General features: G+C 68.3%; 19 protein-coding genes and 4 pseudogenes. 17 read left to right on the top strand and 6 right to left on the bottom strand.

Features of this window, described 5'->3' with window-relative positions; all coding sequences use genetic code 11:
- Nucleotides 1-63: 63 nt before the first annotated feature.
- Nucleotides 64-354, bottom strand: coding sequence for a transposase (locus ACIRB1_RS43770; protein WP_403469568.1), 291 nt, complete (start codon nucleotides 352-354; stop codon nucleotides 64-66).
- A gap of 2,074 nt (nucleotides 355-2,428) precedes the next feature.
- Between ACIRB1_RS43770 and ACIRB1_RS43775 the strand changes: the two are divergent.
- The 9 genes and pseudogenes from ACIRB1_RS43775 to ACIRB1_RS43815 all read left to right on the top strand — a co-directional run.
- Nucleotides 2,429-2,754 (top strand): annotated as a pseudogene (locus ACIRB1_RS43775) (glycosyltransferase); the annotation flags it as partial.
- A 643-nt stretch (nucleotides 2,755-3,397) separates the two neighbouring features.
- Nucleotides 3,398-3,589 carry a hypothetical protein gene (locus ACIRB1_RS43780; RefSeq protein WP_352178964.1) on the top strand — a complete coding sequence of 64 codons (192 nt, stop codon included), beginning with the start codon at nucleotides 3,398-3,400 and terminating at the stop codon, nucleotides 3,587-3,589.
- 178 nt (nucleotides 3,590-3,767) lie between these two features.
- A complete protein-coding gene (locus ACIRB1_RS43785) occupies nucleotides 3,768-4,610 on the top strand; it encodes a helix-turn-helix domain-containing protein (RefSeq protein WP_403469569.1) in 843 nt (280 codons plus the stop codon).
- 340 nt (nucleotides 4,611-4,950) lie between these two features.
- On the top strand, nucleotides 4,951-5,247 hold the full coding sequence (locus ACIRB1_RS43790) for a hypothetical protein (protein ID WP_403469570.1): 297 nt from the start codon (nucleotides 4,951-4,953) through the stop codon (nucleotides 5,245-5,247).
- Between the two features lie 465 nt (nucleotides 5,248-5,712).
- Nucleotides 5,713-6,435 carry a DUF2637 domain-containing protein gene (locus ACIRB1_RS43795; protein ID WP_403469571.1) on the top strand — a complete coding sequence of 241 codons (723 nt, stop codon included), beginning with the start codon at nucleotides 5,713-5,715 and terminating at the stop codon, nucleotides 6,433-6,435.
- A gap of 839 nt (nucleotides 6,436-7,274) precedes the next feature.
- Nucleotides 7,275-7,433 (top strand): annotated as a pseudogene (locus ACIRB1_RS43800) (IS5/IS1182 family transposase); the annotation flags it as partial.
- A 95-nt stretch (nucleotides 7,434-7,528) separates the two neighbouring features.
- Entirely contained in the window at nucleotides 7,529-7,945 is a 417-nt protein-coding gene (locus ACIRB1_RS43805; protein ID WP_403469572.1) for a hypothetical protein, read from the top strand.
- A 261-nt stretch (nucleotides 7,946-8,206) separates the two neighbouring features.
- Nucleotides 8,207-8,411: pseudogene (locus ACIRB1_RS43810) on the top strand (IS630 family transposase); the annotation flags it as partial.
- Nucleotides 8,412-8,523: 112 nt separating this feature from the next.
- Nucleotides 8,524-8,958: a hypothetical protein gene (locus ACIRB1_RS43815; protein ID WP_403469573.1), complete on the top strand. Its 435-nt coding sequence runs from the start codon at nucleotides 8,524-8,526 to the stop codon at nucleotides 8,956-8,958.
- Nucleotides 8,959-8,961: 3 nt separating this feature from the next.
- Here ACIRB1_RS43815 and ACIRB1_RS43820 read toward each other — a convergent pair.
- The 5 genes and pseudogenes from ACIRB1_RS43820 to ACIRB1_RS43840 form a co-directional block, all read right to left on the bottom strand.
- A pseudogene (locus tag ACIRB1_RS43820) lies at nucleotides 8,962-9,893 on the bottom strand (IS5 family transposase).
- Between the two features lie 30 nt (nucleotides 9,894-9,923).
- A complete protein-coding gene (locus ACIRB1_RS43825) occupies nucleotides 9,924-10,487 on the bottom strand; it encodes a DUF6368 family protein (RefSeq protein WP_403469574.1) in 564 nt (187 codons plus the stop codon).
- A 464-nt stretch (nucleotides 10,488-10,951) separates the two neighbouring features.
- Nucleotides 10,952-11,413: a cupin domain-containing protein gene (locus ACIRB1_RS43830; RefSeq protein ID WP_352178807.1), complete on the bottom strand. Its 462-nt coding sequence runs from the start codon at nucleotides 11,411-11,413 to the stop codon at nucleotides 10,952-10,954.
- Nucleotides 11,401-12,381, bottom strand: coding sequence for a helix-turn-helix domain-containing protein (locus tag ACIRB1_RS43835; protein ID WP_403469575.1), 981 nt, complete (start codon nucleotides 12,379-12,381; stop codon nucleotides 11,401-11,403). The genes ACIRB1_RS43830 and ACIRB1_RS43835 overlap by 13 nt, the downstream gene beginning before the upstream one ends.
- Before the next feature lie 176 nt (nucleotides 12,382-12,557).
- Complete coding sequence (locus ACIRB1_RS43840; RefSeq protein ID WP_403469651.1) at nucleotides 12,558-14,324, bottom strand: PucR family transcriptional regulator; 1,767 nt, start codon at nucleotides 14,322-14,324, stop codon at nucleotides 12,558-12,560.
- 716 nt (nucleotides 14,325-15,040) lie between these two features.
- Here ACIRB1_RS43840 and dnaK point away from each other — a divergent pair.
- From dnaK to ACIRB1_RS43880, 8 genes are read left to right on the top strand one after another with little or no spacing between them, the layout of a single operon-like run.
- The gene (gene dnaK / locus ACIRB1_RS43845) at nucleotides 15,041-16,957 is read left to right on the top strand and encodes a molecular chaperone DnaK (protein ID WP_403469576.1); all 1,917 of its coding nucleotides are present in this window, start codon (nucleotides 15,041-15,043) and stop codon (nucleotides 16,955-16,957) included.
- 10 nt (nucleotides 16,958-16,967) lie between these two features.
- On the top strand, nucleotides 16,968-17,561 hold the full coding sequence (locus tag ACIRB1_RS43850; RefSeq protein ID WP_403469577.1) for a nucleotide exchange factor GrpE: 594 nt from the start codon (nucleotides 16,968-16,970) through the stop codon (nucleotides 17,559-17,561).
- A 6-nt stretch (nucleotides 17,562-17,567) separates the two neighbouring features.
- Entirely contained in the window at nucleotides 17,568-18,500 is a 933-nt protein-coding gene (locus ACIRB1_RS43855) for a J domain-containing protein (RefSeq protein ID WP_352178812.1), read from the top strand.
- Nucleotides 18,500-18,868: a chaperone modulator CbpM gene (locus tag ACIRB1_RS43860; RefSeq protein ID WP_403469578.1), complete on the top strand. Its 369-nt coding sequence runs from the start codon at nucleotides 18,500-18,502 to the stop codon at nucleotides 18,866-18,868. The genes ACIRB1_RS43855 and ACIRB1_RS43860 overlap by 1 nt, the downstream gene beginning before the upstream one ends.
- Nucleotides 18,859-21,498 (top strand): ATP-dependent chaperone ClpB, encoded by a 2,640-nt coding sequence (clpB, locus tag ACIRB1_RS43865; protein ID WP_403469579.1) that lies wholly within the window; start codon nucleotides 18,859-18,861, stop codon nucleotides 21,496-21,498. The genes ACIRB1_RS43860 and clpB overlap by 10 nt, the downstream gene beginning before the upstream one ends.
- Entirely contained in the window at nucleotides 21,495-21,953 is a 459-nt protein-coding gene (trxA, locus tag ACIRB1_RS43870; protein WP_403469580.1) for a thioredoxin, read from the top strand. The genes clpB and trxA overlap by 4 nt, the downstream gene beginning before the upstream one ends.
- Nucleotides 21,954-21,959: 6 nt before the next feature.
- A complete protein-coding gene (locus tag ACIRB1_RS43875) occupies nucleotides 21,960-22,220 on the top strand; it encodes a UBP-type zinc finger domain-containing protein (RefSeq protein ID WP_403469581.1) in 261 nt (86 codons plus the stop codon).
- Complete coding sequence (locus ACIRB1_RS43880; protein WP_403469582.1) at nucleotides 22,220-23,983, top strand: FAD-dependent oxidoreductase; 1,764 nt, start codon at nucleotides 22,220-22,222, stop codon at nucleotides 23,981-23,983. The genes ACIRB1_RS43875 and ACIRB1_RS43880 overlap by 1 nt, the downstream gene beginning before the upstream one ends.
- The last annotated feature ends 40 nt before the right edge of the window (nucleotides 23,984-24,023 follow it).

The following is a 24,023-nucleotide window of genomic DNA, read 5'->3' on the forward strand; positions in this document are numbered from 1 at the left end:
CGACGCTGTATGCGTACTTCTCGGTGTCGAGCCGCATCTCGTCGATGAACTCGTACTTGCTTGCTACCGGGGATCCTTCGCGAAGTACGCTGCGGCTTTTTTCAGGAAGGTAACTTCCATCTCCAGCTCGTGGTTGCGTCGTTCGAGTTCCTTCAGGCGCGCTCGCTCGTTCACCGTCAGTTCCGCATCCGGGGCCGGTTCCTGCTGCTTCTGGTACTTCTTCACCCAGCCGCGTAGCGTCTCCGAGTTCAGCTCAAGCTCCCGGGCGACTTCGGAGATCGTCTTGCTTGACCTCAACGCGATCTGGACTGCTTCCTCGCGAAACTCCGGAGAGTACTTACTGGGTGGCGCCACTTCTTCCTCGTTTCCTTGTTCAGGACAACCCTATTGGGTGCCTGTCCGGAAACTTCGTGGCCCCTCACCATGGCGGTTGCTCCTTGTTCGTGTGGCGCGCTGCCCTCGCGCACGATTCCTATGCTCTTGCACGCTAGAGGTGACCTGCTCGATCGCACAAAGGGATTGGCAGGTGGACCAGCCGCCTTCGGCGAGAGTGCGCCGAATCTATCCACGTCATTTGCCGGTACGCCTCCGCCTGTCTGGATCACACCCGGTTGGCGGCTGCTGTCAAACCATGGCTGCGGCCCGGCGATGCCTTCTACGCGCTGCTGGATGTGCGTTACGGCACCGGGTCTGTGGGAGGGCGTCGGCGGCCAGGGGTGTTCGAGATCGAGCTGGTTCCGGGATGACTGGACGCTGTCGGCTCCGACTGGCCCCACAGGGCCGTGCACCAACTGAGCCCGACCAGAGTGGCGATCGTCCTGCACCCCCGTCGAAGTCGCGTCTGAGGAAGGAATCGTCGCTCCCTCGGTGCCTTTCCCAGGGTCGCCAATCTGCTGCCGGACGAAATGGTGAGCGACGGCAGCGAAGTTTCGGGTCATGTGATGCCGAACAGTTCCCCTGCGTTGTGCCGGTCTTGCCCTATGGACAGCTCACGCGCGTGCTTCGGTGCAACGTGATGCCATGCTCGATGCGTGACCACGGCTTGGTGGCGAGAGCCTTGACGATCCAGCGTCGAGCCTCGACGGCGCCCTCACCTTCGGCGCCGTACAGCCTTGAACTCGGGTTGTCGTCATGAGCAATTCGGGGTGGAAGGTGAGTTCCATTTCTGCGGCCGTCGAAGAGTGCTGGACGGTACCGGGTCCTGCGGGTCCCGGCGGACGGTGGCCACATCGGACGAGAATTCTGCGTTCAGGCCAGTGCTGAGCACAGTCTGTGGCGGTGGTCCGGAGCGAAATACGTACCAGCGCCTCACCGGATACGTGGACGTATCCACTGTGGCCACCTCGGTCTGGAGCACATCGGCACACATTGAGGCGGGCGCTCGCTTCTTGCCGAGGGGCACTGGCTTGTTCTCCCCTCGGAGGTGACGTGGGCCAGCGCTGAGACAGTCTGCGCGCGGGCGCATCTCGGTATGCCGATCTTGCTGTGGAATCGGGCCCCCGGCTGCTGAAGGTGCTGCACAATCTGTGAACGTGAAGAAGCGCAGTGAAGTGCACCAAGGTGGCCTGTCGCGCACGGGATTTTGTCACGTGGCCCCCGCAATTCGTATGCACCGCAAGGGAGTTGGACTTGGCGAGGTCGGCGCCGGTGTGCGCGTGCATGCGTCACGCCCCGAGGCGGAGGACGCCCCGAGCCGAGGACTTTCCTGTTCTGTGAAGGCTTCGCCTCTCTCTTTCGAGGGCGCCCATCTGCCGGTGCGGGACATGGTGGCTTCACCGGTTGTAGGCCCCACTAGGCCAAGCCGTCGTCCTTTGTCCTCACGTAGGCAGTCCCCCGGGCTCGCTCACTTTGAGGGAACACGAAGTCACGTACTTCGTCGCGGGAGCCTCACCCACTGCGAGATCTCCGAACACCCCGTCAACTTTGAACAGACGGCTGACATCGACGTGGAGCGCATCCTGTCCAAACTTGGGTTCACCGCCAGAAGTCATGCGATCGTCGACCGCGCCGAGCCTTTTGTCCTGGCATTGAGCAGAACGCGCGTCGAGCGTTCTCCCATGAAAGGTCGACTGGCAGAGGGGAGTGGTGTGCGCCGGCCCTACGGAACAGATGCAGAGTTGGAGAGATTCGGATTAGGAATTAGAAGAAAGGTTTCTTCATCCGACGCCTTGTGCCGTGCAGCCACGCCCAAGTTCGCCTGTTGCGGCCCGACCCACTTCGTCCGGTCAGCGCTCGTCGTCAATGCGTGCCTGCGCCCGGGGCAGACGTCCTGCCGCACCTGCCGTTCACACCGACATGTGTTCCTCGGCCGAACCGGAGGGTTGCCGCTGTGCCGGCAGTTTTTGAGCGTGGCTCAGGACGACAGCTTCAGTGACACTGCCTGGGAGATCCGCCTGCCCCGCGCCTCGGCCCCACTGGCTGCCCCTCGCAGTTGTGGAGGGCCTTCGCCGAACACGACGTGCTGGTGAAGCCGGCACTTTCCCCGGACGCCACGAACCTCGTCGCCCTGGAGGCTCAGGTCTGCGGACTGCCCGTCCTCTACCAGCCGACTGCGGCCTGTGCGAAGCCCTGGGAGCCTCCGCGATGACGACCGACTTCACCCACACCGCCGCCTTCGCGCGCGACATCGAACGACTGCGGACCGCCCCCGGACTGCTGTCTGCCCTGCGCAGCGCCGGGTACGCCAACGCCGCCCGTTACCCCCGCTCGACAACCGCCCGGATCCTGGACGAGCTCGGCCGCGAGTTTGCCTGAATCGATCCACTGGTACGCCGCAGGCGACCGCACGGCCTCATGCACAGCAACCAGGACCAACGCCCGCCTCCCCCCCCCCGCCGGATGTGTCTGGGCAGCCATGCCACACGCAGACCACGAGACCGAACGACCTGGCCCAACTCGCGTCCTGTACTCACCGATGGGCTGCCGACAGTCAACAGGAAGCCGTAAACAGCCAGGAACAACCGTCTGACACAAGGGACCTCGCGCCCCCGGCAGGCCGCGGATGCTCAATCCCTCACGCCTGACCCTTGCGGGCGGCGACAAGAAGACCAAAGGGCGCCGCACCCTGCGCCGAAGCCCGTCTTCACGGAACTCGTCGGCCAGCGGAAAACCGTCGGCCGACAGGTCCCTGTGCGGGCCGACACAGCGCAGATCTTCCGCAGCCGAGGCGGTCGAGGCCGGTTTCGACAGCCCCGCTCAGCCGAGCGCCTCGGACTGTTCCGGTGACAGAGCCAGTCATCGTCGGGTCCCCAGCCACCGAGCGCAACGCAGTTGTCCTGCTCGACAAACTGCCACACCACCAAGCCACAACTGCCACACCACCAAGCCGGAGTCCCCGACTGCGGCATGGGGCAAGAGCGAAACCAAGGAGAGACAGCCCGTGGCCCGACCGCTTCGCATGCTCGGAACGACCAGTGAGGAAGGCAAATGCCCCACACTCTACGAGGACCTCGACACCGGGGACATCATCGTGCAGGGCTATACCGTCACCGACCCAGACGACGTCGCCCAACTGGTCAATGTCCTCGACGGCGAGTCCTTCGTCATTGTGCCCCGTGACCTACTGACCCGCTACGCCCCCAAGGAATAGCAGCGGCAGTGGTGTTGACCCGCGACGCGGGCAGAGGTTCATGCCTCAGCCCGCGTCGCGCGGAGGCCGGATGCGGCGAAGGCTTCCTGCGCCCCGGGTCAGCCACCGGTTCACTCACATTCATGGACCAGCTTGATCCGTGGCGCACCGTCGGCGCCTCACCGGTAGCTTCGGATACGTGAGTACCGACTTCCAGCAGGCCCGAGAAGCCCTTGGCGTTCGACTGCGTGAGCTGCGCGTCGAGGCCGGCCTCAACGGCAAGGAATTCGCCGCCAGGATCGGCTGGCAGCCCTCCAAGGTGTCGCGCCTGGAGAAGGGCCGACAGACCGCAACGGCGGCTGACGTCGAAGCGTGGTCCCAAGCCGCCGGGGCCGTGGCTGTTGCCGACGAACTCGTGGGACGGGTTCGCGGTCTGGAGACCTCGCAGCGCAGTTGGAAGCGACAACTCGCGGCCGGACACCGGGCTGTGCAGGAAGGGCATGGCTTCCAGGAGCAGCACGCCAAGGTCATTCACATCTTCGAGGTCGGCATCATCCCTGGCATCTTCCAGATCCCCGAGTACGCACGGGGCGTGCTCACCGACGTTGCTGATCGCTACGGAATGCCCAGGGACATCGAGGACGGCGTGCGGGCGCGTATGAAGCGCCAAGAGGTCCTGTACCAATCACACCGTCACTTCCACGCACTCCTTTGGGAAGGCGCCCTCAATGTCGTGCGCTGTGCCCCGCACGCCATGGCCGCGCAACTGGATCGCCTCGGCTCTGTCATCGGCCTGGACACTGTGACGCTCGGCGTCATTCCGTTCGGCGTCCGCACCCCCTTCGCGCCGAAGCACGGCTTCTGGATCATCGATGAACGGCTCGTCATCGCCGACACGTGGAACGCGGAACTGTGGCTCGATTGCGACGAGGACATCACCTGCTACCGGGCGATGTGGCAGACGCTGAAGGAGTCGGCTGTCTTCGGCCAGCCGGCGTACAACGTCATCATGAGGGCGAGAGCACAGCTCGGAACCCTATGAGCAACCGGCATCAACTCACCGACCCGCGCGCGCAATCCGGCGCAATCGGCGAGCGTTGCCGCAACCACGCCTCTATGGTCTTCGCCATGGGCACCCGCACACGCCCGGGCGCCGTGCCGCGTGCACGCAGTGACTGGCCCGGCCCCGTGATGATCACCTACGACGATGCATGTCTTCCGAAGGGTTCGACAGCCTCTCTCACCCAAGCCAGCACTCGCTCCATCCGTGCCCGGTGCGCACCGCACGTCATCACGGCAAGTGACTTCAGAGACGTGACCGGATACACGGCGCAGGTATCTGTTTGCGGCTCGCCTGCCGACTGCCGCGGGAGCGCCCGCGGATGACGATCGACCCCGCCTGCCAAGTCCCCCGTACCCCTGAGCCGCAAGCCATCCCATTCGACGCCACAAGCGCCAACCGCCGCCCGACTGTCACCCAGTGGCCCGCGGCCGCAACGGAGGACCCGGACACGGCCTACCTGGAGCTGGCCGAGCAGGACATTGCTCCCCTCGGCTGCGCCACCCTCTGGAGGGCCATTCGTCTCGCCGACATATCGGTGCGTGCCGTTGCTTCGCTCGGCGAGTTCACGCTCCGTCCGATCGGCGTGGACGCCGATGTCCCCGCGAGTGCGCACTGAGGGTTCTGCATCTCGAAGGCGCCGTCACCGGCTGCCTGCCTCCTCCGGCAGACGGCCGGGATTCCTGCGGGTTCTTGTGGGCGCTGGGAGCGAGCCTGCGGCACGGAACAATCCGAAGGGGCCGCTTCCCGGAGGAACTGAACGTGGATTGCATTACTTAATTCAGGGAATTCAACAGACCTTTTACGCCTAACGGTCGACCGTTTGTCTGGACGTTGCGGATGGCTCGTTCGTGTGGATCAGTCGCGCGCGTGCTTCGAAATTCCTTTTCGACCCCTGCGGTTACGTCGAATTGGAGGCATCGAATAGAATCCCTTGCTGAATCTATGGAAGGCGAGTATGAATCGTAGGCGAATAGATCGCAAAATCGCGCGATTGATTTCCAGATCAAACTAGAGCGGCGGGAACTGGGGCAAGGCGCCAGTCGTCGCCGTAACAAGATCACTAGAGGCGCTGCAAATTCAGATGGACCGGTACGACGACAAAGAGTTCCGCACCCCGCAGTACCTCGCGGGCTCCGCGCACGCGACGGGGGATCCGTACGGAAGGGGGCCCGCCGCTGTCCATCAGGCCCAGGACGGGCGTTTCTGGGACGGCAAGGTGGTGGGCGCCACGCTGAGCCATGAAGACCTGGAGAAGGAACTGGCTCGGATGATCTCTGCGGAATCAGGGGAGAGGCCGCCTCTCGGCTCCGATGGTCAGCCGGCATCCAGGATCGACAGGCGGCGTGTGCGGCCGAAGTCGCCATTCCGTTCCGCTTATGAGCGCATCACCCAGGTGACGGTCCTCTTCGCTGTGATCACGGTGGGCGTGGCCTGCATGCTGGCTTGGTCAATCACTTACACATACCGCCAGCTCTGCACTGTCGCTGCTTCTGTCCTGCCCGTGAATGTCGCACACTTCTGGCCGCTCGCGGTGTACGGTCCGTGGTTCGTCGCAGCCCTGTCGATTCTGCGGGCCACCGCGCAGCGTCAGCCCGCGAATCGGTCATGGTGTGTCCTTCTTGCAACCTCGGCCACTGCCGTAGCACTGTGCGTAAGTAACTCGTCCCATTCAGTGCTGGCCTTCGTGACGCTCGGAGTCCCGCCCGTTACGTCTTTGGTGTGTTTCTGGGAATTCGTCGGCCAGTTTTCCGCCAAACACCACACCGTAAAGGGGGCCCATGCCCAGCGACGTTCCCAACCGTGACGCACCGAGGACCACGATCGACTGTGCGGCCACCACAGGGAGACTCTTCCTCCCGAGCGAGCATCGACTGGCCCGGCATGAGGCCTTCACCGTGGCGGCAGAGCGACACCCACCCATCTATGCCGCGCTCGTCATTGAGTGGCAAGCTCGTGACCGGATGGTCCCTGGCGCAGGGGATGCCCAATGGGACGCCCTCCTTTCACCCGGCCCGACGCCCAGTGGCCGAGGACCTCTGCGGACGGCCGCGGCCCCTCCAGGGCAGTGGGAGCGCGTGGTTGATCTGCCCACAGTGCGGCTGGCGCATCGAGCACCCTCCGTGGACGGACCTCGTGCGGTCGCCCTCCCGACACGCAGCTCCTTCACGAGGGGCTCGCTGGCGACGGCGGGGCCTGCCCTCATCGAGGACCCCCAGCCGGGGCCGACGGGCCCCACGTATCGGACGACGTTCTGGCCGGTTCGCCTGCGCCACGAGTTCGGCCGGACCACGAGGCAGGGCCAGGGCTTCACGTTTCTGGCAGGGACAACGCCACACGGGCCCTTCGGCTCCCGGCCACGCTTCCATCAGGTGGTGCTGTGACCGTACAGGCTCGCAGGGCCGACAGTTGTGGCGGTTGGATGCGCGCTGACATCCTGTCCGGCCGCTGGAGGCGCGGAGATCGAGCCTGTCCATGTGCCGGACTGACCGACCAGGAGGGGCCGCGGCGCAGCAGATCGTGCGCCGGGGCGGCACGAGTTCGGTGGGCTACCGGCGAGCGATGGTGCTGCTTGCCACGGCAGGCGGGAACCGAGTGCCGGTGACCGCCAAACTGGTCCAGGTCGACGAGGACACCGTCCGGGACGTGATGCACCGCCGCGGAACCGAGCACGGCTCCGGCCTGGGCAAGCAACAGTGGCTCGTGGAGCGCATGTTCGCCCGCCTGCACTGGTTCCGTCGACTGCGGATCCGCTGGGAGATCCGCCACGACATCCACGGGGCTTACCTCACCCTCGGATGCGCACCCATCTCCCGGCGGCGACTGCGCGTTCTGGCGAGCGATACGGGGTTAGTGCCGCAACAGGCACCGTTCCCCCTGTCGATGGCTACTCTGACGACGTGGCCGATGAGAAGGACAGTGGGAGTGGTTCGATCCGACGCCCCTCGTGGGACCACCCGGTAGTGGCCACCGTGGTGCTGGAACTGGGCGGCCTTGCTTGCTCCGGGTTGGTCGCTCTGGTGGGGTGGCCGTTCGGGTGGCTGCCCGACGCCGAGTTCGTCCTCGTCGTGACGGGCGTGTTTGCGATCGGGCCTGCGGCTGAGTTGTATCGCGAGGCGGGCCCGCCGCGTCGGCTTGCTGCTGTTGCCGCTCTCCTTGCGCTGGCCGCGGTGAGACTGCTCGTGGGTGCGGCAGTGAACTGGGCTTTTCCCGCGCTGGCTGATCCGGGCGTCGGTAGCCTCGTCGGCTACCTCGTTGCGATACCCATCGGCGTGGCTGTGTTGGCCTGGCTCCTCACCAGGGCGAAGGTTGCCTGATGCCGAACTCGTCAGCCGCCGTTGGCCGGTTGAGGTTTTCTTGGAGGTGAAGCTCCAGCCGACCAGGCGCGGACCGCTCCAGTTGATGCCGATCACGAACCCATCCTGGGCGGCATCAGGCAGCACGCGATCACACCAGCTGCCTATGGACACGGCCTCAACGCGAAGTCCAGGCCCCAACTCTCCGCCGCCTGCTGCCTGCTGCCTGCTGGACGCGGGGTGAAGTCGACCGGAACGGGAAAGCCACCACTCAATTCGTCAGGATTTCTCAGGCAGTTCACGATCGCCAACTCGAATTCCCCAGCCAGGCGTGCAGACGCGGGCCCCGCACGCCTATCTCCGCTGGCGCGACGCCAACACCCGCCGCTGCGACGTTCTGGCCGACGGACGCAAGGAACGCGCCCGTATCCGCAGCGAGAGGGGCATTCGCTGGGGCGGCCGATCCGCTCTCGCCGCATGTTCATGAGACATGGCGAAGGTTCAGGCCGCAGCGCGAACTCCGCCGCGGATCTGTCCGGCTACTTGACTAGGAGCTGTCCGGCCGATCACGGTGGTCGGCGGTCCGGCATGATGCTCGGGTGAGCATCACCATCGAGTTCTTCGTGGCTCCCGATGACGCGTCAGCGGCTCTGGTTCTCGAGACCGGGCCGCGACGCACATACGAGTCGCTTTCCCTCGGCAACTTCGATCCCGAAGAGGCTGTGGTCGAGTGGGAGTGCCTTTTCTCCGGCGGAAGTTTCGAGGAACTCGTCGGAGCCGGCGAGCCTCGTATCGTCGCCGACCAGGGCGACGACGGGCGCATCGTGTTCGCGATCTCGCATCGCCTGTCCGCAGCACTCGCCGAGGCTGAACGGCCCGAGTTGAAAGATGCCGCTGTCGCTTGGTCCTTGCAGCGCGCGGAGGGCGGTGAGGTTATCGACACGGAGATCGCCTTCGTGATCCTTAGTGATCTGGCCGTTCTCGTCAGCACCGCCCGGCGCCTGGGTCAAGATGTCTACTGCTGGGTCGCATAGGGTTCATGTTCGGAGCCAGATCGCGACGGACGCCGCTGTAGCGGTACCGAGGAAGACATAGCCGCGCTTGTCGTAACGCGTGGCGACCGCTCGGGACTGCTTCAGACGGTTGATCGCGCGTTCGACGGTGTTGCGTTTCTTGTAGCGGTCCTCGTCGAACCCGGGCGGTCATCCGCCCCGCGACCCTTTGCGCAGACGGGCGGCCTGACTGTCGCTCTTCTCCGGGATCGTGTGGCGGATGCCCCGCCGTCTCAGGTACTCGCGAATAGGGCCGTTGCTGTATGCCTTGTCGGCCGCGAGACTGTCCCGCTTCACGCGTGGCCTTCCCACGCCGGATCTCGGGACACGGATCTTCTCCAGCACGGCGATGAACTGAGTGCAGTCCGCCCGCTGGCCTGGAGTGACGATCAGGGACAGGGGACGGCAACAGCCGTCTGCGCTCAGGTGGAGCTTGCTGGTGAACCCGCCCCTCGAACGACCCAGGCCCTCACCTCCAGCACCACCTCCACCAGGCGGGCGACGAGGCTCTGCCACGGCGTCTCGCCCTGGTGTTCCCTCTCTTGGCCCCCCTTTGAACCGGGTTCCGACGGTGGATCGGTGGGGGCGCCGGCCGCATGCTGGTGCGCGCGGACGATGGTGGAGTCGACCGAGATGTCCCAGTCGATCTCACCAGCCGCGTCGGCCTCGGCCTGAACCCGCTGAAGCAGACGTTCCCAGGTGCCGTCGCCCGACCACAGCCGATGTCGCTCATAAACGGTCTTCCACGGTCCGAACCGTTCGGGCAGGTCACGCCACTGAACCCCGGTCCGCACCCGATGCAGAATCCCGTTGATCACCTGCCGGTGATCCCGCCACCGGCCACAGCGCCCGTTACTAACCGGCAGGAACGGCCGCAGCCGTTCCCACTCGGCATCCGTCAGATCACCCCGCCCCATGTCCACATCAACGACCCGGACAAGCAGCAGTCACATGATCGGCTGGACAAGTCCTAGCCGGAAGGCGGGGTTCTCAACCCAGGCCCGCAGGAACTCCGCCGTTCCCAGTGCCGTCCAGGCCTCGTCCGCGATCCCCGACACCCCTGGAGGGCCGGCGACGACCGACGCCTGTCCGTCCAGCAACTCGGCTTTGGCCACGCCCCCGATGACATCCATGACAGCCGCGGTCAGCAGGGCCGTGGTCACGTGGTCGATGCCGCGATTGCAACAGGCACTGACATTGACGGCATGAGTCGGCCTGAAGCCGAGAATGGCCTCCACCTCGAACTTGTCCGCGTGCTCAGCCTCGAAGAGGCTCTCGTCGCCGACACCCGGCCCCATCAAGTAGACCAGGAAAGGTCGACGCCAGTCCTCGCGCTGCGGATTGAATCCCACCAGGGCCGTGAGCTCCTCGTCCGCGACGGAGTTGCCGAGGAGTGGAAACGGGAACGGCGTCCGCCAGTCCTCCTCTCGCCTGTCCTTGACGCCCAGTCGCTCTGCGGGCACGTTGACGTCGAAGAACCCAGGCCGCTTCTCGTCGAAGTGGGAGGACAAGCCCCACCATCAATGTGCGGAACTCCCTCACCGAGTCCGGTGGTACGGGCACCGACCCCACCCGCCCGGCGAACCTGTGCGGTCAGTGCACAAGAGACTCCGCGGAGAGCGTTGTCACCGGACTACGCCCTTGTCCGTAAGAGCCCCCATCCGCTGGGACGAGCATCGCGCGGCCGGTAGTTCAGCGCGACCGCGTCGTGTAGCGCTCCGCGGAGTGGCACGGGCCGACGGACGCGGGGTGTCGCCGCCGGGCTGTTGCGGGGAGGGCGACTGCGCGGTGGAGACATCTGCCCCCCGCCGGGCCCTTCCGCGTCAGCTGCCCGCGCGGCCGTCATGACCGTACGGGCGATGGGCAGGCGCAGAGGCCTGGCAACTGCCGACGGCCGAGGCTCCCGCGTCCCGGCGAACCGGCTCAGCGAGCCGCATCACCTCCGGGCCGCCTCAGCGGTCGTACCGAAGGCGCTTCACGAGGCGTATTCGTTCGAAATCTCGGTGGCGTAGTTCTTCCAGAGCGGTTGCATGGTCTCGGCGTTGACCGGCTGTCCGGAATCGATCATGGCCTTGAAGTCGCGGAAGTACTGCACGTACAGGTCCGGCGTGAAGGTGTTCAGCATGACCGCGTTCTCGTCGCCGACGTTGGCGAACGTGTGCGGCGCCCCGGTCGGCACGATGACCCAGGTGCCCGGCCCGGCGTCGTATTGCTCCTCGCCGACGGTGAATCGGAAAGTTCCCGCCAGCACGTAGAAGCCCTCGTCGTGCTGGGCGTGGCGATGCTGCAACGGGCTCGGGGTGCCCGGCGGAATGGTGACCTCGGCGAACCCCAGCCGGTGGTCGGTGTGCTCGCCGTTCTCCAGGATGCGGATCTGCTGCGCCCCGCTGCCGAGAATCTCGCCCTCACCGGGGCGGACGATGTTTACCTTCGCCACGACTTCTCCTCTTGCTCTTGCCTGCCTTGGTCACCTCCATCCTTGTCCGGGCCGACTGTGCGCGTCCTGGTCGTCTGTGCACGGTTGCTGGTAACCAGCGCACGGGCGTTGTAGCCGTACGTCGCCTTGAAGAGCTTGCTGAAATGGGTGGGGTCGGAGAATCCCCACCGGGCGGCCACTGCGGTGACCGTACGTCCGCTTCCGGTCAGTTCGGCCCGGCAGCGCTCCAGTCGGCGACGGCGGATCAGGGCCGCGACGGTCAGCGGCTGGTCCTCGAACAGCTTGTGCAGTCGGCGTACGGAGATGTTGTGGGCGGCGGCGATGCCCGGCGGGGACAGATCGGGATCGGCCAGCCGGGCCTCGATATAGCCGGCGATCCGGCTCCGCAGCCACTCGTCCGGGGCCGGTTGTTCGTCGCCGAGCCGGGCCTCCAGCGCGACCGCGATCAGCTCGACGACGGCCGCCGCCGACCGCAGCGCCTCCGCCTCGCGGAAGCCGGTCGCCGACCGCGCCGACTCCCGGGCCAGCACGGAGACGAGAGCGCCCGGGCCGTGGCTGCCGTCGATGCGTACGCCGACGAGCCGGTCGATCTGTGCGGGCCGTATCCGAAGCTCCCGGCGCGGAACCAGGATCGTGACGTGCGTCGCGGCGGTGCTCTCGAACCGGAGCGTACGCGTGGGATCGAGCAGGACCAGGTCGGTCGGCCCGAGTTCGGCGTCGCCGCGCCCTTGCTCGATTCGCGTCCGGCCCCGGGTCATCACCTTGACCGCCAGGTTCTCGCCGTCGGAGGCGTCGCGCTCCCGCCCGACGCAGGCGCTCTCGGGCGTGTCGAGGGAGAACAGCCGCAGCGGCCCGAGGTCACGGGTGACGATCCCACCCCGGAAGCCGGCCCCGGCCTGCTTGTTGACCAACGGCGGAAACCCGCTGGCGGCCAACTCGTCCTGGAACGACTCAAGGTTGCCGATCACCGGTCAATGGTAAGGCGACACTTCTGCTCAGGCACGGTGTTCGGCGGGGGTCACCGCGGCGTCGGCCAACATCGGCTCCACCGGGCTCTGGTGCACGCGGTGGACGGTCGGTGCGTCACAGGCGGACGGTTCGACTTCCGCACTGCCCTACGTTGTCGTCGCCCCGGTTTCCCCGGTCAGTGCCGCCCGCCCAGGATGATCTTCCAGACGCGGGTGGCGACCTGCAGATTGAGCCGGGTGTCCACATCTGTCAGGTCGCGGTCGCTGATCTCACGGATGCGTTGGAGCCGGTAGCGCAGGGTGCTGCGGTGGACGCTCAGTGCGGCGGCCGCGTCGTCGTAGTTGCCTCCGCAGTCGAAGTAGCGCGAGAGCGTTTCCACCAACTCCGATTCGTGCTCCGCGTCGTAGTCGATCAGTTGGCCGAGCCACTCCCGTACGAAGCCTTCGAGCTCGCCGAGATCGTTTCCGGGCCCCAGGATCCGGTACAGCCCGAGGTCGTCGAAGAACGTCGTCCCGCTGCGCTCGCGGGAGTTCTGCCGTACTTCCAGGGCTCGCAGCGCCTCCTGATAACAGCGGGGAATGCCCTCCGGGGAGTCACAGCGGGTGCTCACCCCGATCGCTCCGCCGGGTGTCCCCAGCTCATGGGCCACCGCCGAGTGGACGGCATCGTCGTCGGGCTTCGCTTCGGTCAGCACGACCACGCGGTCGCCGCGACGGGTGATCAGCGGACGGGTCGCCGCGGTGGCTGTGGCCTGCTGGACGGCGCGGGTGAAGACATTGTTCGCGGCGGTGCCCGGCCAGTGCACCACGACCACGTAGTGAGGCCGTCGCAGGTCGTGGCCGACGGCCTCGGCCCGGGCGTAGGCGCTCGTCTCGTCAGTGCCCTCCAGCAGGTCGTCGATCAGCTGGCGGCGCAGCTGCATTTCGACCTCGGTGAGTTCGCGCATATGCACGAGCTCCTGGGCAAGCGACCGCTGGGCGTGATCCAAGGTGAACATGGTGTGCTCGTCGGCCGTCGACCCGGGGTCCTCGATGGCCAGTACACCGAGGATGTCGCCGCGCGGCCGGACCAGGGCGATCAGCCGGTCCTTGATTCTGACCGGGCCCGCTTCGCGCGCCACCTGGCTCAGCATCTCCTCCTGGGAGGTCGCGGACCGCACCGGATAGGGGACGGGCCGGTCGGGGCCGGCCCATGACCTCAGGTTGCCGAACCGGTCCTCGATGAGCGCCGACAGGCCGGTGAGCTCGTACAGCGCTTGGGTGATGGCGTCCTCGCCGCCGCCCCGGGCAGCGACACGGGCGAGGGTCTCGTGCACGGTCTTCTGCCGGTGCAGTTCGGATCGGACCGCGTCCAGTTGCCGCAGCGCGGTGTCCCGTTCGGTGCGGAGGCGGTCGAGCTCGGCGGCGTTGTCGTGCCGCGGGGTGCGCATGACCGTCAGCGACAGGGCCGCGGACGTCAGCCCCACGAGGGTGGAGAGGAGGAAGTCCCCACGCTCATCGGGCTCGGAGGGAGAGGAGACCACGATGTAGCCGAGCAGACCGCCGGCCTCGCGCAGGCCGAACGCCCAGTTCCAGGACCGCTCCGGAGAGGCTACGGAGCCGTCCGCCTCGCCCAGCTCCATCATGCCCGCGTCGTCGACCGTCGGCGCCCCCGCGTCGTGGCCGGGGACGCGGGACAAACCATCGTTCGTCGAGAGGTACCCGGCCTCGGCGCAGTAGGGGCCAAGGGCGCTGACGTGCCGCATGGCCAACCGCACGATCTCACTCTGCTCCGCGCAGGAGAACAGGGCCTGGGACAGCACCAGCAGTCCGTGCGGGTCCAGTGCCGCGGGCGGACGGAGGCCGTGCCGTTCGGAGCTCGCGGCGTTGCTCGGACTTGTGTGGCGGGTCGCCGTCTCTTCGGAGACCTGAGGGGAAAGCCTCCGTGAGGGATGGGAGGCCATGGTCACTCCGTTCTCCTCCGGGCATCGGAGGCGATCGAGCACGCCGTGGACCCACGCCTGGGCGTGCCATGAGCACCCAGCCTAGGCATGGCGATCCGACTTGTCCGGATGTGAGCCTTGTTCTCGTGGACCGACCGGCCGCGCCGATGTCTGACCTACCGGGTGCAAGCGGAGCGCGCTGTCTCTTGCAACGCTGGGTCTGCCAGGGATCGCCGGGCGTACCGGTGCCCGTGGCAGGTAGGACCGACTGATGAGCGAGCAGGCCCGCAGGATCGTCTTCCCGCAGGGGAGGTGGCCATCGGGCGAGGGTGGCCATCGGGCAAGACGTGCGTCCGGTTGAGCAGGTCCGGTGACCGGACGCAGAGGACAGCGGGGCCGCGCTGCGTGGCGTGCCCTGGCCGGCGTACTGATCGCGTGGATCTTCCGGCCGCTGATCTGACCGGACCCGGGCGTGTCGGGACCGCTCCTCGCCCTGTACGGGCCGGCTGTCGGAAGACCCGTCGGTGCTCGCCCGCGCCCGCCGGCGCACACGGCACGGTCGCCGAGGGCGGTGCGGCTGCCGGCCGAACTGCCCAGCGGGCCCTCAACCAGCACTGACAGCGGGGCCAGAAAGAGCAGCCGCCCGCGGAGCGGTCCCGCCGTCACCCGAGCGAGTGCGGAAGACCGGGCGTGCCTGCGAGGACGAACGAGGCCACCCGTCCCGGAAGGAGTTCCTCATGGCCAAGGCAGTAGGCATCGACCTGGGCACCACGAACTCGGTGATCGCCGTCTGGGAGGGCGGCGAGTCGACGGTCGTACCCAACAGCGAGGGCAACCGCACGACACCGTCCGTGGTGGCCTTCACCGACACCGGCGAGCGTCTGGTGGGCCAGCTGGCCCGCCGCCAGGCGATCCTCAACCCCAAGGGCACCATCTACTCGGCCAAGCGGTTCATCGGCCGGCACTTCGACGAGGTCTCCGAAGAGGCCAAGGCCGTCACGTACGACGTGGTGGAGGGAGACGGCGGCGCCGCCCGCTTCAAGGTGCGCGACAAGCTCTACGCTCCCGAGGAGATCAGCGCACAGGTGCTGCGCAAGCTGGCCGACGACGCCTCCAAACAGCTGGGCGAGAAGGTCACCGAGGCCGTCATCACGGTGCCCGCGTACTTCAACGACGCCCAGCGGACCGCCACCAAGGACGCCGGACGGATCGCCGGCCTCGAAGTGCTGCGGATCATCAACGAGCCGACCGCGGCCGCCCTCGCCTACGGCATGGACAAGAAGGAGCACGAGACGGTGCTCGTCTTCGACCTCGGGGGCGGAACCTTCGACGTCAGCATCCTCGACGTCGGCGACGGCGTGGTGGAGGTACGGTCCACGGCGGGCGACAGCCATCTGGGCGGCGACGACTTCGACCGCCGCCTGGTCGACCAGCTCGCCGACGGGTTCCAGCAGGAGAACGGCATCGACCTGCGGCAGGACCCCCAGGCGCTGCAACGCCTGTTCGAGGCCGCCGAGAAGGCCAAGACCGAGCTCAGTTCGGTGACCCAGACGCAGATCAGCCTGCCGTTCATCACCGCCGACGCCTCCGGGCCCAAGCATCTGACGACGACGATCATGCGGTCCACGTTCGAGCAGATCACCGGCGACCTGGTGGAGCGCTGCCTAGGCCCGGTGCGGCAGGCGATGGACGACGCCAAGGTCAGTGACAACGACATCGACGAGGTCATCCTCGTCGGCGGCTCCACCCGCATCCCCGCCGTCCAGGCCCTGGTGCGCAGGCTGACCGGCGGCAAGGACCCCAACATGAGCGTCAACCCCGACGAGGTCGTGGCGAAGGGCGCCGCGATCCAGGCCGGAGTCCTCAAGGGCGAGGTCAAGGATGTCCTGCTGCTCGACGTCACCCCGTTGTCGCTGGGCGTGGAGACACGCGGCGGCGTGATGACGAAGATCATCGAGCGGAACACCACCATCCCGGTGCGCCGTACCGAGACCTTCTCCACCGCCGAGGACAACCAGCCCGCCGTCGACGTCGTCGTCCTTCAGGGCGAGCGTGAGCTGGCTGCCGACAACCGGGTCCTGGGCCGCTTCCAGCTGGCCGACATCCGTCCCGCGCCGCGCGGCGAGACGCAGATCGAGGTCACCTTCGACGTCGACGCCAACGGCATCCTCAACGTCACCGCGCGGGACAAGGACACCGGAAAGGAACAGAGCATCACCATCAGCGAGAGCTCCAACCTCGACGGCAGCGAAGTCGAGCGGATGGTCGAGGAGGCCGAACGCAACCGCGGCCAGGACCAGTCCCTGCGCGAGGCGGTCGACGCGCGCAACGAACTCGACGCCATCGCCTACCAGGTCGAAAAGCGCCTCGGCGAGCTCGGCGACGCCGCGCCCGCACACGAGAAGGCGCGCGCCGAGATGCTGGTGGCCGAGGCCCGTGACGCGGTCAAGAACGAGGCCGGGGTGGACAAGGTCCGGCCGCTGGCCTCCGAACTCCAGCAGGTCTTCGCCGGCCTCGCGGCCCATCAGACGGGAGCCGCCGCGGGTGGTCCCACGGGCACCGGCTCACCGGACGGTTCCGGCCCCGGCCAGGCCGCGCCCAACGGCGCCGGAGGCGACGACGACGTGATCGACGCCGAGTTCGACAAGGGCTGAGGTGGCCGCCATGTCCATCCCACCCCGGGACCGAGAGCCCGACTCACCGCCGGAAGGGGCCGTACAGCCGCCGCGCGGGGACCTTGAGCAGCCTGGACCGCGGACCGACGAGGCCGAGGCCGAGCCCGGGCCTGACGCCGCAGCCGGCGCCGCCGCACCCGACGACGCCTACGCCGCCCTGCTGCGAGAGGCCGAGGACCGCTGGCGGCGCGCCCTGGCCGACCTCGACAACCTGCGCAAACGCCATGCCAGGGAGCTGGAGGGGGTGGCCGCGGTCGAACGCGCCCGCACGGCCGCGGCCTTCCTGCCCGTCATCGACAACCTGGAACTGGCCCTGAGCCACGCGGGGGCCGCCGACCCCGATGCGATCGTCGAAGGTGTCCGCGCCGTGCGCGACCAGGCCGTGCACGTCCTGGAGCGGCTGGGCTACCCGCGCCACGCGGAGACAGGCGTGGCGTTCGACCCGGCCCGGCACGAGGTGGTCGGAGTGGTCCAGGACCCCGACGCCGAACCGAACACCGTGGTCCAGGTGCTGCGACCCGGTTACGGGGAGGCCGACCGGCAGCTGCGGCCGGCCGCCGTGACCGTCGCCAAGCGGGAGTGACCGCCCATGGCACGCGACTTCTACGAGGTGCTCGGAGTACCGCGCACCGCCGACCGGGACGAGATCCAGCGCGCCTACCGCACCCTGGCCCGCCGGTACCACCCCGACGTCAACAAGGACCCACAGGCCGAGGAACGTTTCAAGGAGATCAACGAGGCCTTCAGCGTCCTGTCCGATCCGGAGCAGCGGACCCGGTACGACCGCTTCGGCGAGGACTTCCGGAAGGTTCCGGATGACTGGGAGGAGCAGGTCGCCGCCGCCGGTGCCGGCAGTGGCGCCCGGTGGAGCGGCGGCGGAGGTCCCCGGGTGCGGTACTCCACGGCAGGCTTCGGGGACGAGGGCGTCGACGTCGAGGATCTGTTCGGTTCGCTGTTCGGCGGCGCCGGGCGGATGCGCGTGCCCGGCGCCGACCAGGAGGCCGAACTGCCGCTCACGGTCGAGGAGGCGTATCGGGGAGGCCGTCGTACGGTCACCCTCGCCGGGCCGGGCGGGCAGCGGCGCTACCAGGTCGACGTGCCGCCCGGCACCGTTGACGGGCAGCGCATCCGGCTGGCCGGAGAGGGCGGGCGGGGGAGCGGCGACGATGCACCCGCCGGCGACCTGTACCTGAGGGTGCGGATCCAGCCGCACCCCGAGTTCCGTCTCGAAGGCCGGGACGTCCATGTGAGGCTTCCGGTCACCCCGTGGGAGGCGGCGCTGGGCGCGACCGTGCCCGTGCGCACGCCGAGCGGCGCCACGGCGAAGGTGACCGTGCCCGCCGGGTCCTCCAGCGGACGGCGTCTGCGGCTGCGCGGCGAAGGCATGCCGGGCCCCCGTGACGTCAACGGAGACCTGTACGCGGAGCTGCGGATCATGGTGCCGCCCCGGCTGAGCGACCGGGAGCGCGAGCTGCTGGAGGAACTTGCCGCTGTCTCCTCGTTCGACCCCAGGAGGTCCTGATGTCCGACCGACCGGCCAAGGCCCGTCCGCCGCAGGCACGCTCGACCGAGATGGGCGTGCAGTACGCGATCGTGCCCGTGCCCGGGCTCTCCCTGGAGACCGTGGCCCGCCGCTCGGGCCTCCATCCCGACGTGATCCGTCGGTTCGTCGCCCTCGGACTGGTGGACGCCGTGACCGATGCCTCCGGGCGGCTGGTGTTCGCCCCCACGGCCCCGGGCGCCGTGGCCCGCATTCAGCGGCTGCGCACCGGGCTGTGCCTGAACTACGCGTCCCTCGGTCTGGTGCTCGACCTGCTCGACCGCATCAGCCTGCTCGAAGCCGCGCTGCGGCGTGCAGGCATGAGGAGTGATCTACCACCATGGACATGAACCGCCTGACCCAGAAGTCGCAGGAAGCCCTGCAAGAGGCCCAGAGCGCCGCCGGCCGCCTGGGCCACACCGAGGTCGACGGCGAACATCTGCTGCTCGCCCTCCTCGACCAGGAGGAGGGCCTGATCCCGCGGCTGCTCCAGCAGGCGGGCATGGAGCCCAAGGAGCTGCGCGCGGCCGTACGCGAGGAGCTGTCCCACCGGCCCAAGGTGACCGGCCCGGGCGCGGCGCCGGGGCAGGTCTTCGTCACCCAGCGCCTGGCCCGGCTGCTGGACGAGGCGGAGCGGGAGGCCAAACGCCTCAAGGACGAGTACGTGTCCGTGGAACACCTGCTGCTGGCGCTGGCCGAGGAGGGTTCGGCGACCACCGCCGGACGCCTGCTGAAGGAGCACGGCGTGACCCGGGACTCCTTCCTCGGCGCGCTCACCCAGGTCCGCGGCAACCAGCGCGTCACCTCCGCCAACCCCGAGGTGGCCTACGAGGCCCTGGAGAAGTACGGCCGTGACCTGGTCGCCGAGGCCAGGGCCGGGCGGCTGGACCCCGTCATCGGACGGGACGCCGAGATCCGCCGCGTGACCCAGATCCTCAGCCGCAAGACCAAGAACAACCCCGTCCTGATCGGTGACCCCGGCGTCGGCAAGACCGCCATCGTGGAGGGTCTGGCCCAGCGCATCGTGCGCGGTGACGTGCCTGAAGGACTGCGCGACAGGACGGTGTTCGCCCTCGACATGGGCTCGCTCGTGGCGGGCGCCAAGTACCGCGGCGAGTTCGAGGAACGCCTCAAGGCCGTGCTGAGCGAGGTCAAGGCCGCCGGCGGGCGGATCCTGCTCTTCGTCGACGAGCTGCACACGGTCGTCGGCGCGGGCGCCGCCGAAGGAGCCATGGACGCGGGCAACATGCTCAAGCCCATGCTGGCACGCGGCGAACTCCACATGATCGGCGCGACCACCCTGGACGAGTACCGCAAGCACATCGAGAAGGACGCCGCACTCGAACGCCGCTTCCAGCAGGTCGTGGTCGACGAACCGAGCGTGGAGGACACCATCTCGATCCTGCGCGGTCTGCGTGAACGCCTGGAAGTCTTCCACGGCGTCAAGATCCAGGACACCTCACTGGTCGCGGCGGCCACCCTCAGCCACCGCTACATCACCGACCGATTCCTGCCCGACAAGGCCATCGACCTCGTCGACGAGGCATGCGCCCGGCTGCGCACCGAGATCGACTCCATGCCCGCCGAACTCGACGAGATCACCCGCCGGGTGACCCGCCTGGAGATCGAGGACGCCGCCCTCTCCAAGGAGACGGACCCCGCCAGCAAGGCCCGCCTGGAGGAACTCCGCAGGGAACTGGCCGACCTGCGCGGCGAGGCCGACGCCAAACACGCCCAGTGGGAGGCCGAACGGCAGGCGATCCGCCGCGTACAGGAGCTGCGCCAGGAACTGGAGCAGGTCCGCCACGAGGCCGAGGAGGCCGAACGCGCCTACGACCTCAACCGCGCCGCCGAACTCCGCTACGGCCGCCTCCAGGAGCTGGAGCGCCGACTCGCCGCGGAGGAGGAACAACTGGCCGCCAAACAAGGGCAGAACCGGCTGCTGCGCGAGGTCGTCACCGAGGAGGAGATCGCCGAGATCGTCGCCGCCTGGACCGGCATCCCCGTCTCCCGCCTCCAGGAGGGCGAACGCGAGAAACTGCTGCGCCTCGACGAGATCCTGCGCGAACGCGTCATCGGCCAGGACGAGGCCGTCAAGCTCGTCGCCGACGCCATCATCCGCGCCCGCTCCGGCATCCGCGACCCCCGCCGCCCCATCGGCTCGTTCATCTTCCTCGGCCCCACCGGCGTCGGGAAGACCGAGCTGGCCAAGACCCTCGCGCGGGCCCTGTTCGACTCCGAGGAGAACATGATCCGCCTCGACATGAGTGAGTACCAGGAGCGGCACACCGTCAGCCGGCTCATGGGAGCCCCTCCCGGATACGTCGGCTACGAGGAAGGCGGCCAGCTGACCGAGGCCGTACGCCGCAAGCCGTACTCGGTGGTGCTGTTCGACGAGATCGAGAAGGCGCATACGGACGTCTTCAACACCCTGCTCCAAGTCCTCGACGACGGACGCATCACCGATGCTCAGGGCCGCACGGTCGACTTCCGCAACACCGTGATCATCATGACGTCCAACATCGGCTCCGAGCACCTTCTCGACGGCGCCACCGCCGAGGGCGACATCAAGCCGGACGCCCGCGCCCTGGTGATGGGCGAGCTGCGCGGGCACTTCCGCCCGGAGTTCCTCAACCGTGTCGACGACATCGTGCTCTTCAAGCCGCTCGGCGAGCGCCAGATCGAGCGGATCGTGGAACTCCAGTTCGACGAACTGCGCAGCCGCCTCGCCGAACGCCGCATCACCGTCGAACTCACCGACGCCGCACGTGAGTTGATCGCCCACCAGGGCTACGACCCGGTCTACGGGGCCCGCCCCCTGCGGCGTTACATCTCCCACGAGGTCGAGACGCTGGTGGGACGGATGCTGCTGCGCGGCGACGTCCGGGACGGCGCGAAGGTCCGCGTCGACGCCGAGCACGGAGAGCTGCTGGTCACCTACGACCAGCCCGAGGACGTGAGGGGAGCGGACGCGGCATGAGTACCGTGCGGGCCACCAACATCACCTGCCCGCACTGCGGGCGCACCAACCGGGTGCCCGCGGCCGCCGAGGGCCGCCCCAGGTGCGGCAACTGCAAGCAGCCTCTGCCGTGGATGGCCGACGCGGGCGACGACGACTTCACCGAGGTCGTCGAGCAGGCCACCGTGCCCGTCGTCGTCGACCTGTGGGCCACCTGGTGCGGCCCCTGCCGCATGGTCAGCCCCGCACTGGAGAAGGTCGCCACCGATCTCGCGGGAAAGATCAAGCTGGTCAAGGTCGACATCGACGAGAACCCGCGCCTGGCGCAGCGGTTCGAGGTCCAGGCGGTGCCGACGCTGCTGGTCCTCGACAGAGGACAGACCGTCGCCCGGCAGGCGGGTGCCGCACCTGCCCCCGTCCTGCGGCGGTGGGTCGAGCAGTCGATCGCCGGCCGTGCGTCTGCCGAGAAAGGATGATCGGCCATGACCATAGGAACCGACCCGCACCTCGCCCTCGTACGCCCCGTCACCCCGCGCGCCCAGGGGTGCGAGGAGTGCCTGGCCATGGGTTCCCCCTGGGTCCACCTCAGGCTCTGCCTGACCTGCGGGCACGTAGGCTGCTGCGATTCCTCGCCGAACCGGCACGCCCGCCGCCACGCCGCCGCCGACGGCCATCCGGTCGTGGCGTCGCTGGAGCCCGGCGAGGACTGGCGATGGTGCTACGTCCACGAGGCGTTCGTCTGATGTCCGGCGACGAGACACGGCCGGACGAGGCGGAGGACAGGGTCCCCTTCGAGACCCCCGACATCTACGGCGCCTATCCCCGCCTGTCGGACGACCAGGTGGCCCGCCTGGCGCAACACGGCCAACGGCGCGCCACCGCGGCAGGTGACGTGCTGATCCGGGAGGGCGAGCGATGCGACACGTTCTACGTCGTCCTCAGCGGCTCGATCGCCGTCGTCGAGGGCTACGGCACACCCGATGAACGCCTGTTGCGGGTGCACGGTCCTGGGCGCTTCATCGGAGAACTCGGCCTCCTGAACGGCCAAGTGGCCTTCTACACCGCCCAGGTCAGGGACCCCGGCGAGATCCTCGCCCTCTCCATGGATCAGCTGCGTGACCTGGTGAGCCGGGACTCCACTCTCGCTGATGTGGTGCTGCGCGCCTGCCTGGGCCGCCGCGCTCTGCTCGTCGGGCAGGGCGCCGGCTTCCGCATCATCGGCTCGCGCTACTCGCCCGACACCCGTCGGCTGCGCGAGTTCGCCGCCCGCAACCGGCTGCCGCACCGCTGGATCGACCTGGAGACGGACCAGGAGGCCGAGGCTCTGCTGAGCCGCTTCGGGGTCGGCCCGGAGGAGACGCCGCTGGTGATCTGGCGGGACACCACCCTGCTGCGCAACCCGAGTAACGCCGAACTGGCCCGCTTGATGGGCCTGCCGCACCTGGAATCGGGCAACGGCCGCGGCGATCTCCTCGTCGTCGGCTCCGGCCCGGCCGGTCTCGCCGCCGCGGTGAACGCCGCCTCGGAGGGCCTCGGCACGACCGTGGTCGAGGTGCTGGCCACCGGCGGCCAGGCCGGGACCTCCTCCCGCATCGAGAACTGCTTCGGCTTCCCCTCCGGCATCTCCGGCGCCGAACTCACCGAGCGCGCCGTGCTCCAGGCGGACAAGTTCGGCGCCCGGATCAGCCTCCCGGCGGAAGCGGCCCGGCTCGAACGGCGGGACGGCCACTACGCCGTCGGATTCACAGACGGCACCGAGATCACCGCCCGGACCGTCGTCCTGGCCACCGGCGCCCGCTACCGCCGCCTCCACGCGCCGGGCATCGAGCCGTTGGAGGGCACGAGCGTCCACTACTCGGCGACCGTCTACGAGGCCCAGCAGTGCGGTGCCGATCCCGTGGCGGTGGTCGGCGGCGGCAACTCCGCGGGGCAGGCCGTGCTCTTCCTGGCCGGGTACGCACCACAGGTGTATCTGCTCGTCCGGGGCCCGAGCCTCGACGCGCACATGTCCCGCTACCTGATCGATCAGATCGAGCGCCACCCGCGGGTGCGCGTCCTGCTGCACACTGAGGTGACCGAGGCACACGGTGACAAGGCGCTGGAGGCCGTCACCGTGGTCGACCACCGTACGGGCGAGCACCGCGACCTCGCGGTACGGGCCCTGTTCGTCTTCACCGGCGCCGACCCTCACACCCAGTGGCTGTCCGGCGCGCTCGCCCTCGACGCGCGCGGCTACGTACTCACCGGCGCGGAGGCGCAGGCGTGTTCCGTCCCCGAACTGTGGCAGAGCCAGGGCCGCGACTGTCTGACGCTGGAGACCAGCCTGCCGGGCGTGTTCGCCGCCGGCGACGTCCGCAGCGGCTCGGTGAAGCGTGTGGCCTCGGCGGTCGGCGAAGGCTCGATGAGCATCCACTTCGTTCACCGCTACCTGGGCCACACGGCCGCACCCGGCAGCACCGACAGCTCCCCGCACACCCGTCCGAAGGAGTCCGCCTGGCTCGCCTGACGCCCAGCGGGCGACGAGACTCACGAGTAGGAGCAGGAGC

It is taken from the genome of Streptomyces sp. NPDC096013 (genome assembly GCF_044763565.1).
Lineage (GTDB): Bacteria > Actinomycetota > Actinomycetes > Streptomycetales > Streptomycetaceae > Streptomyces.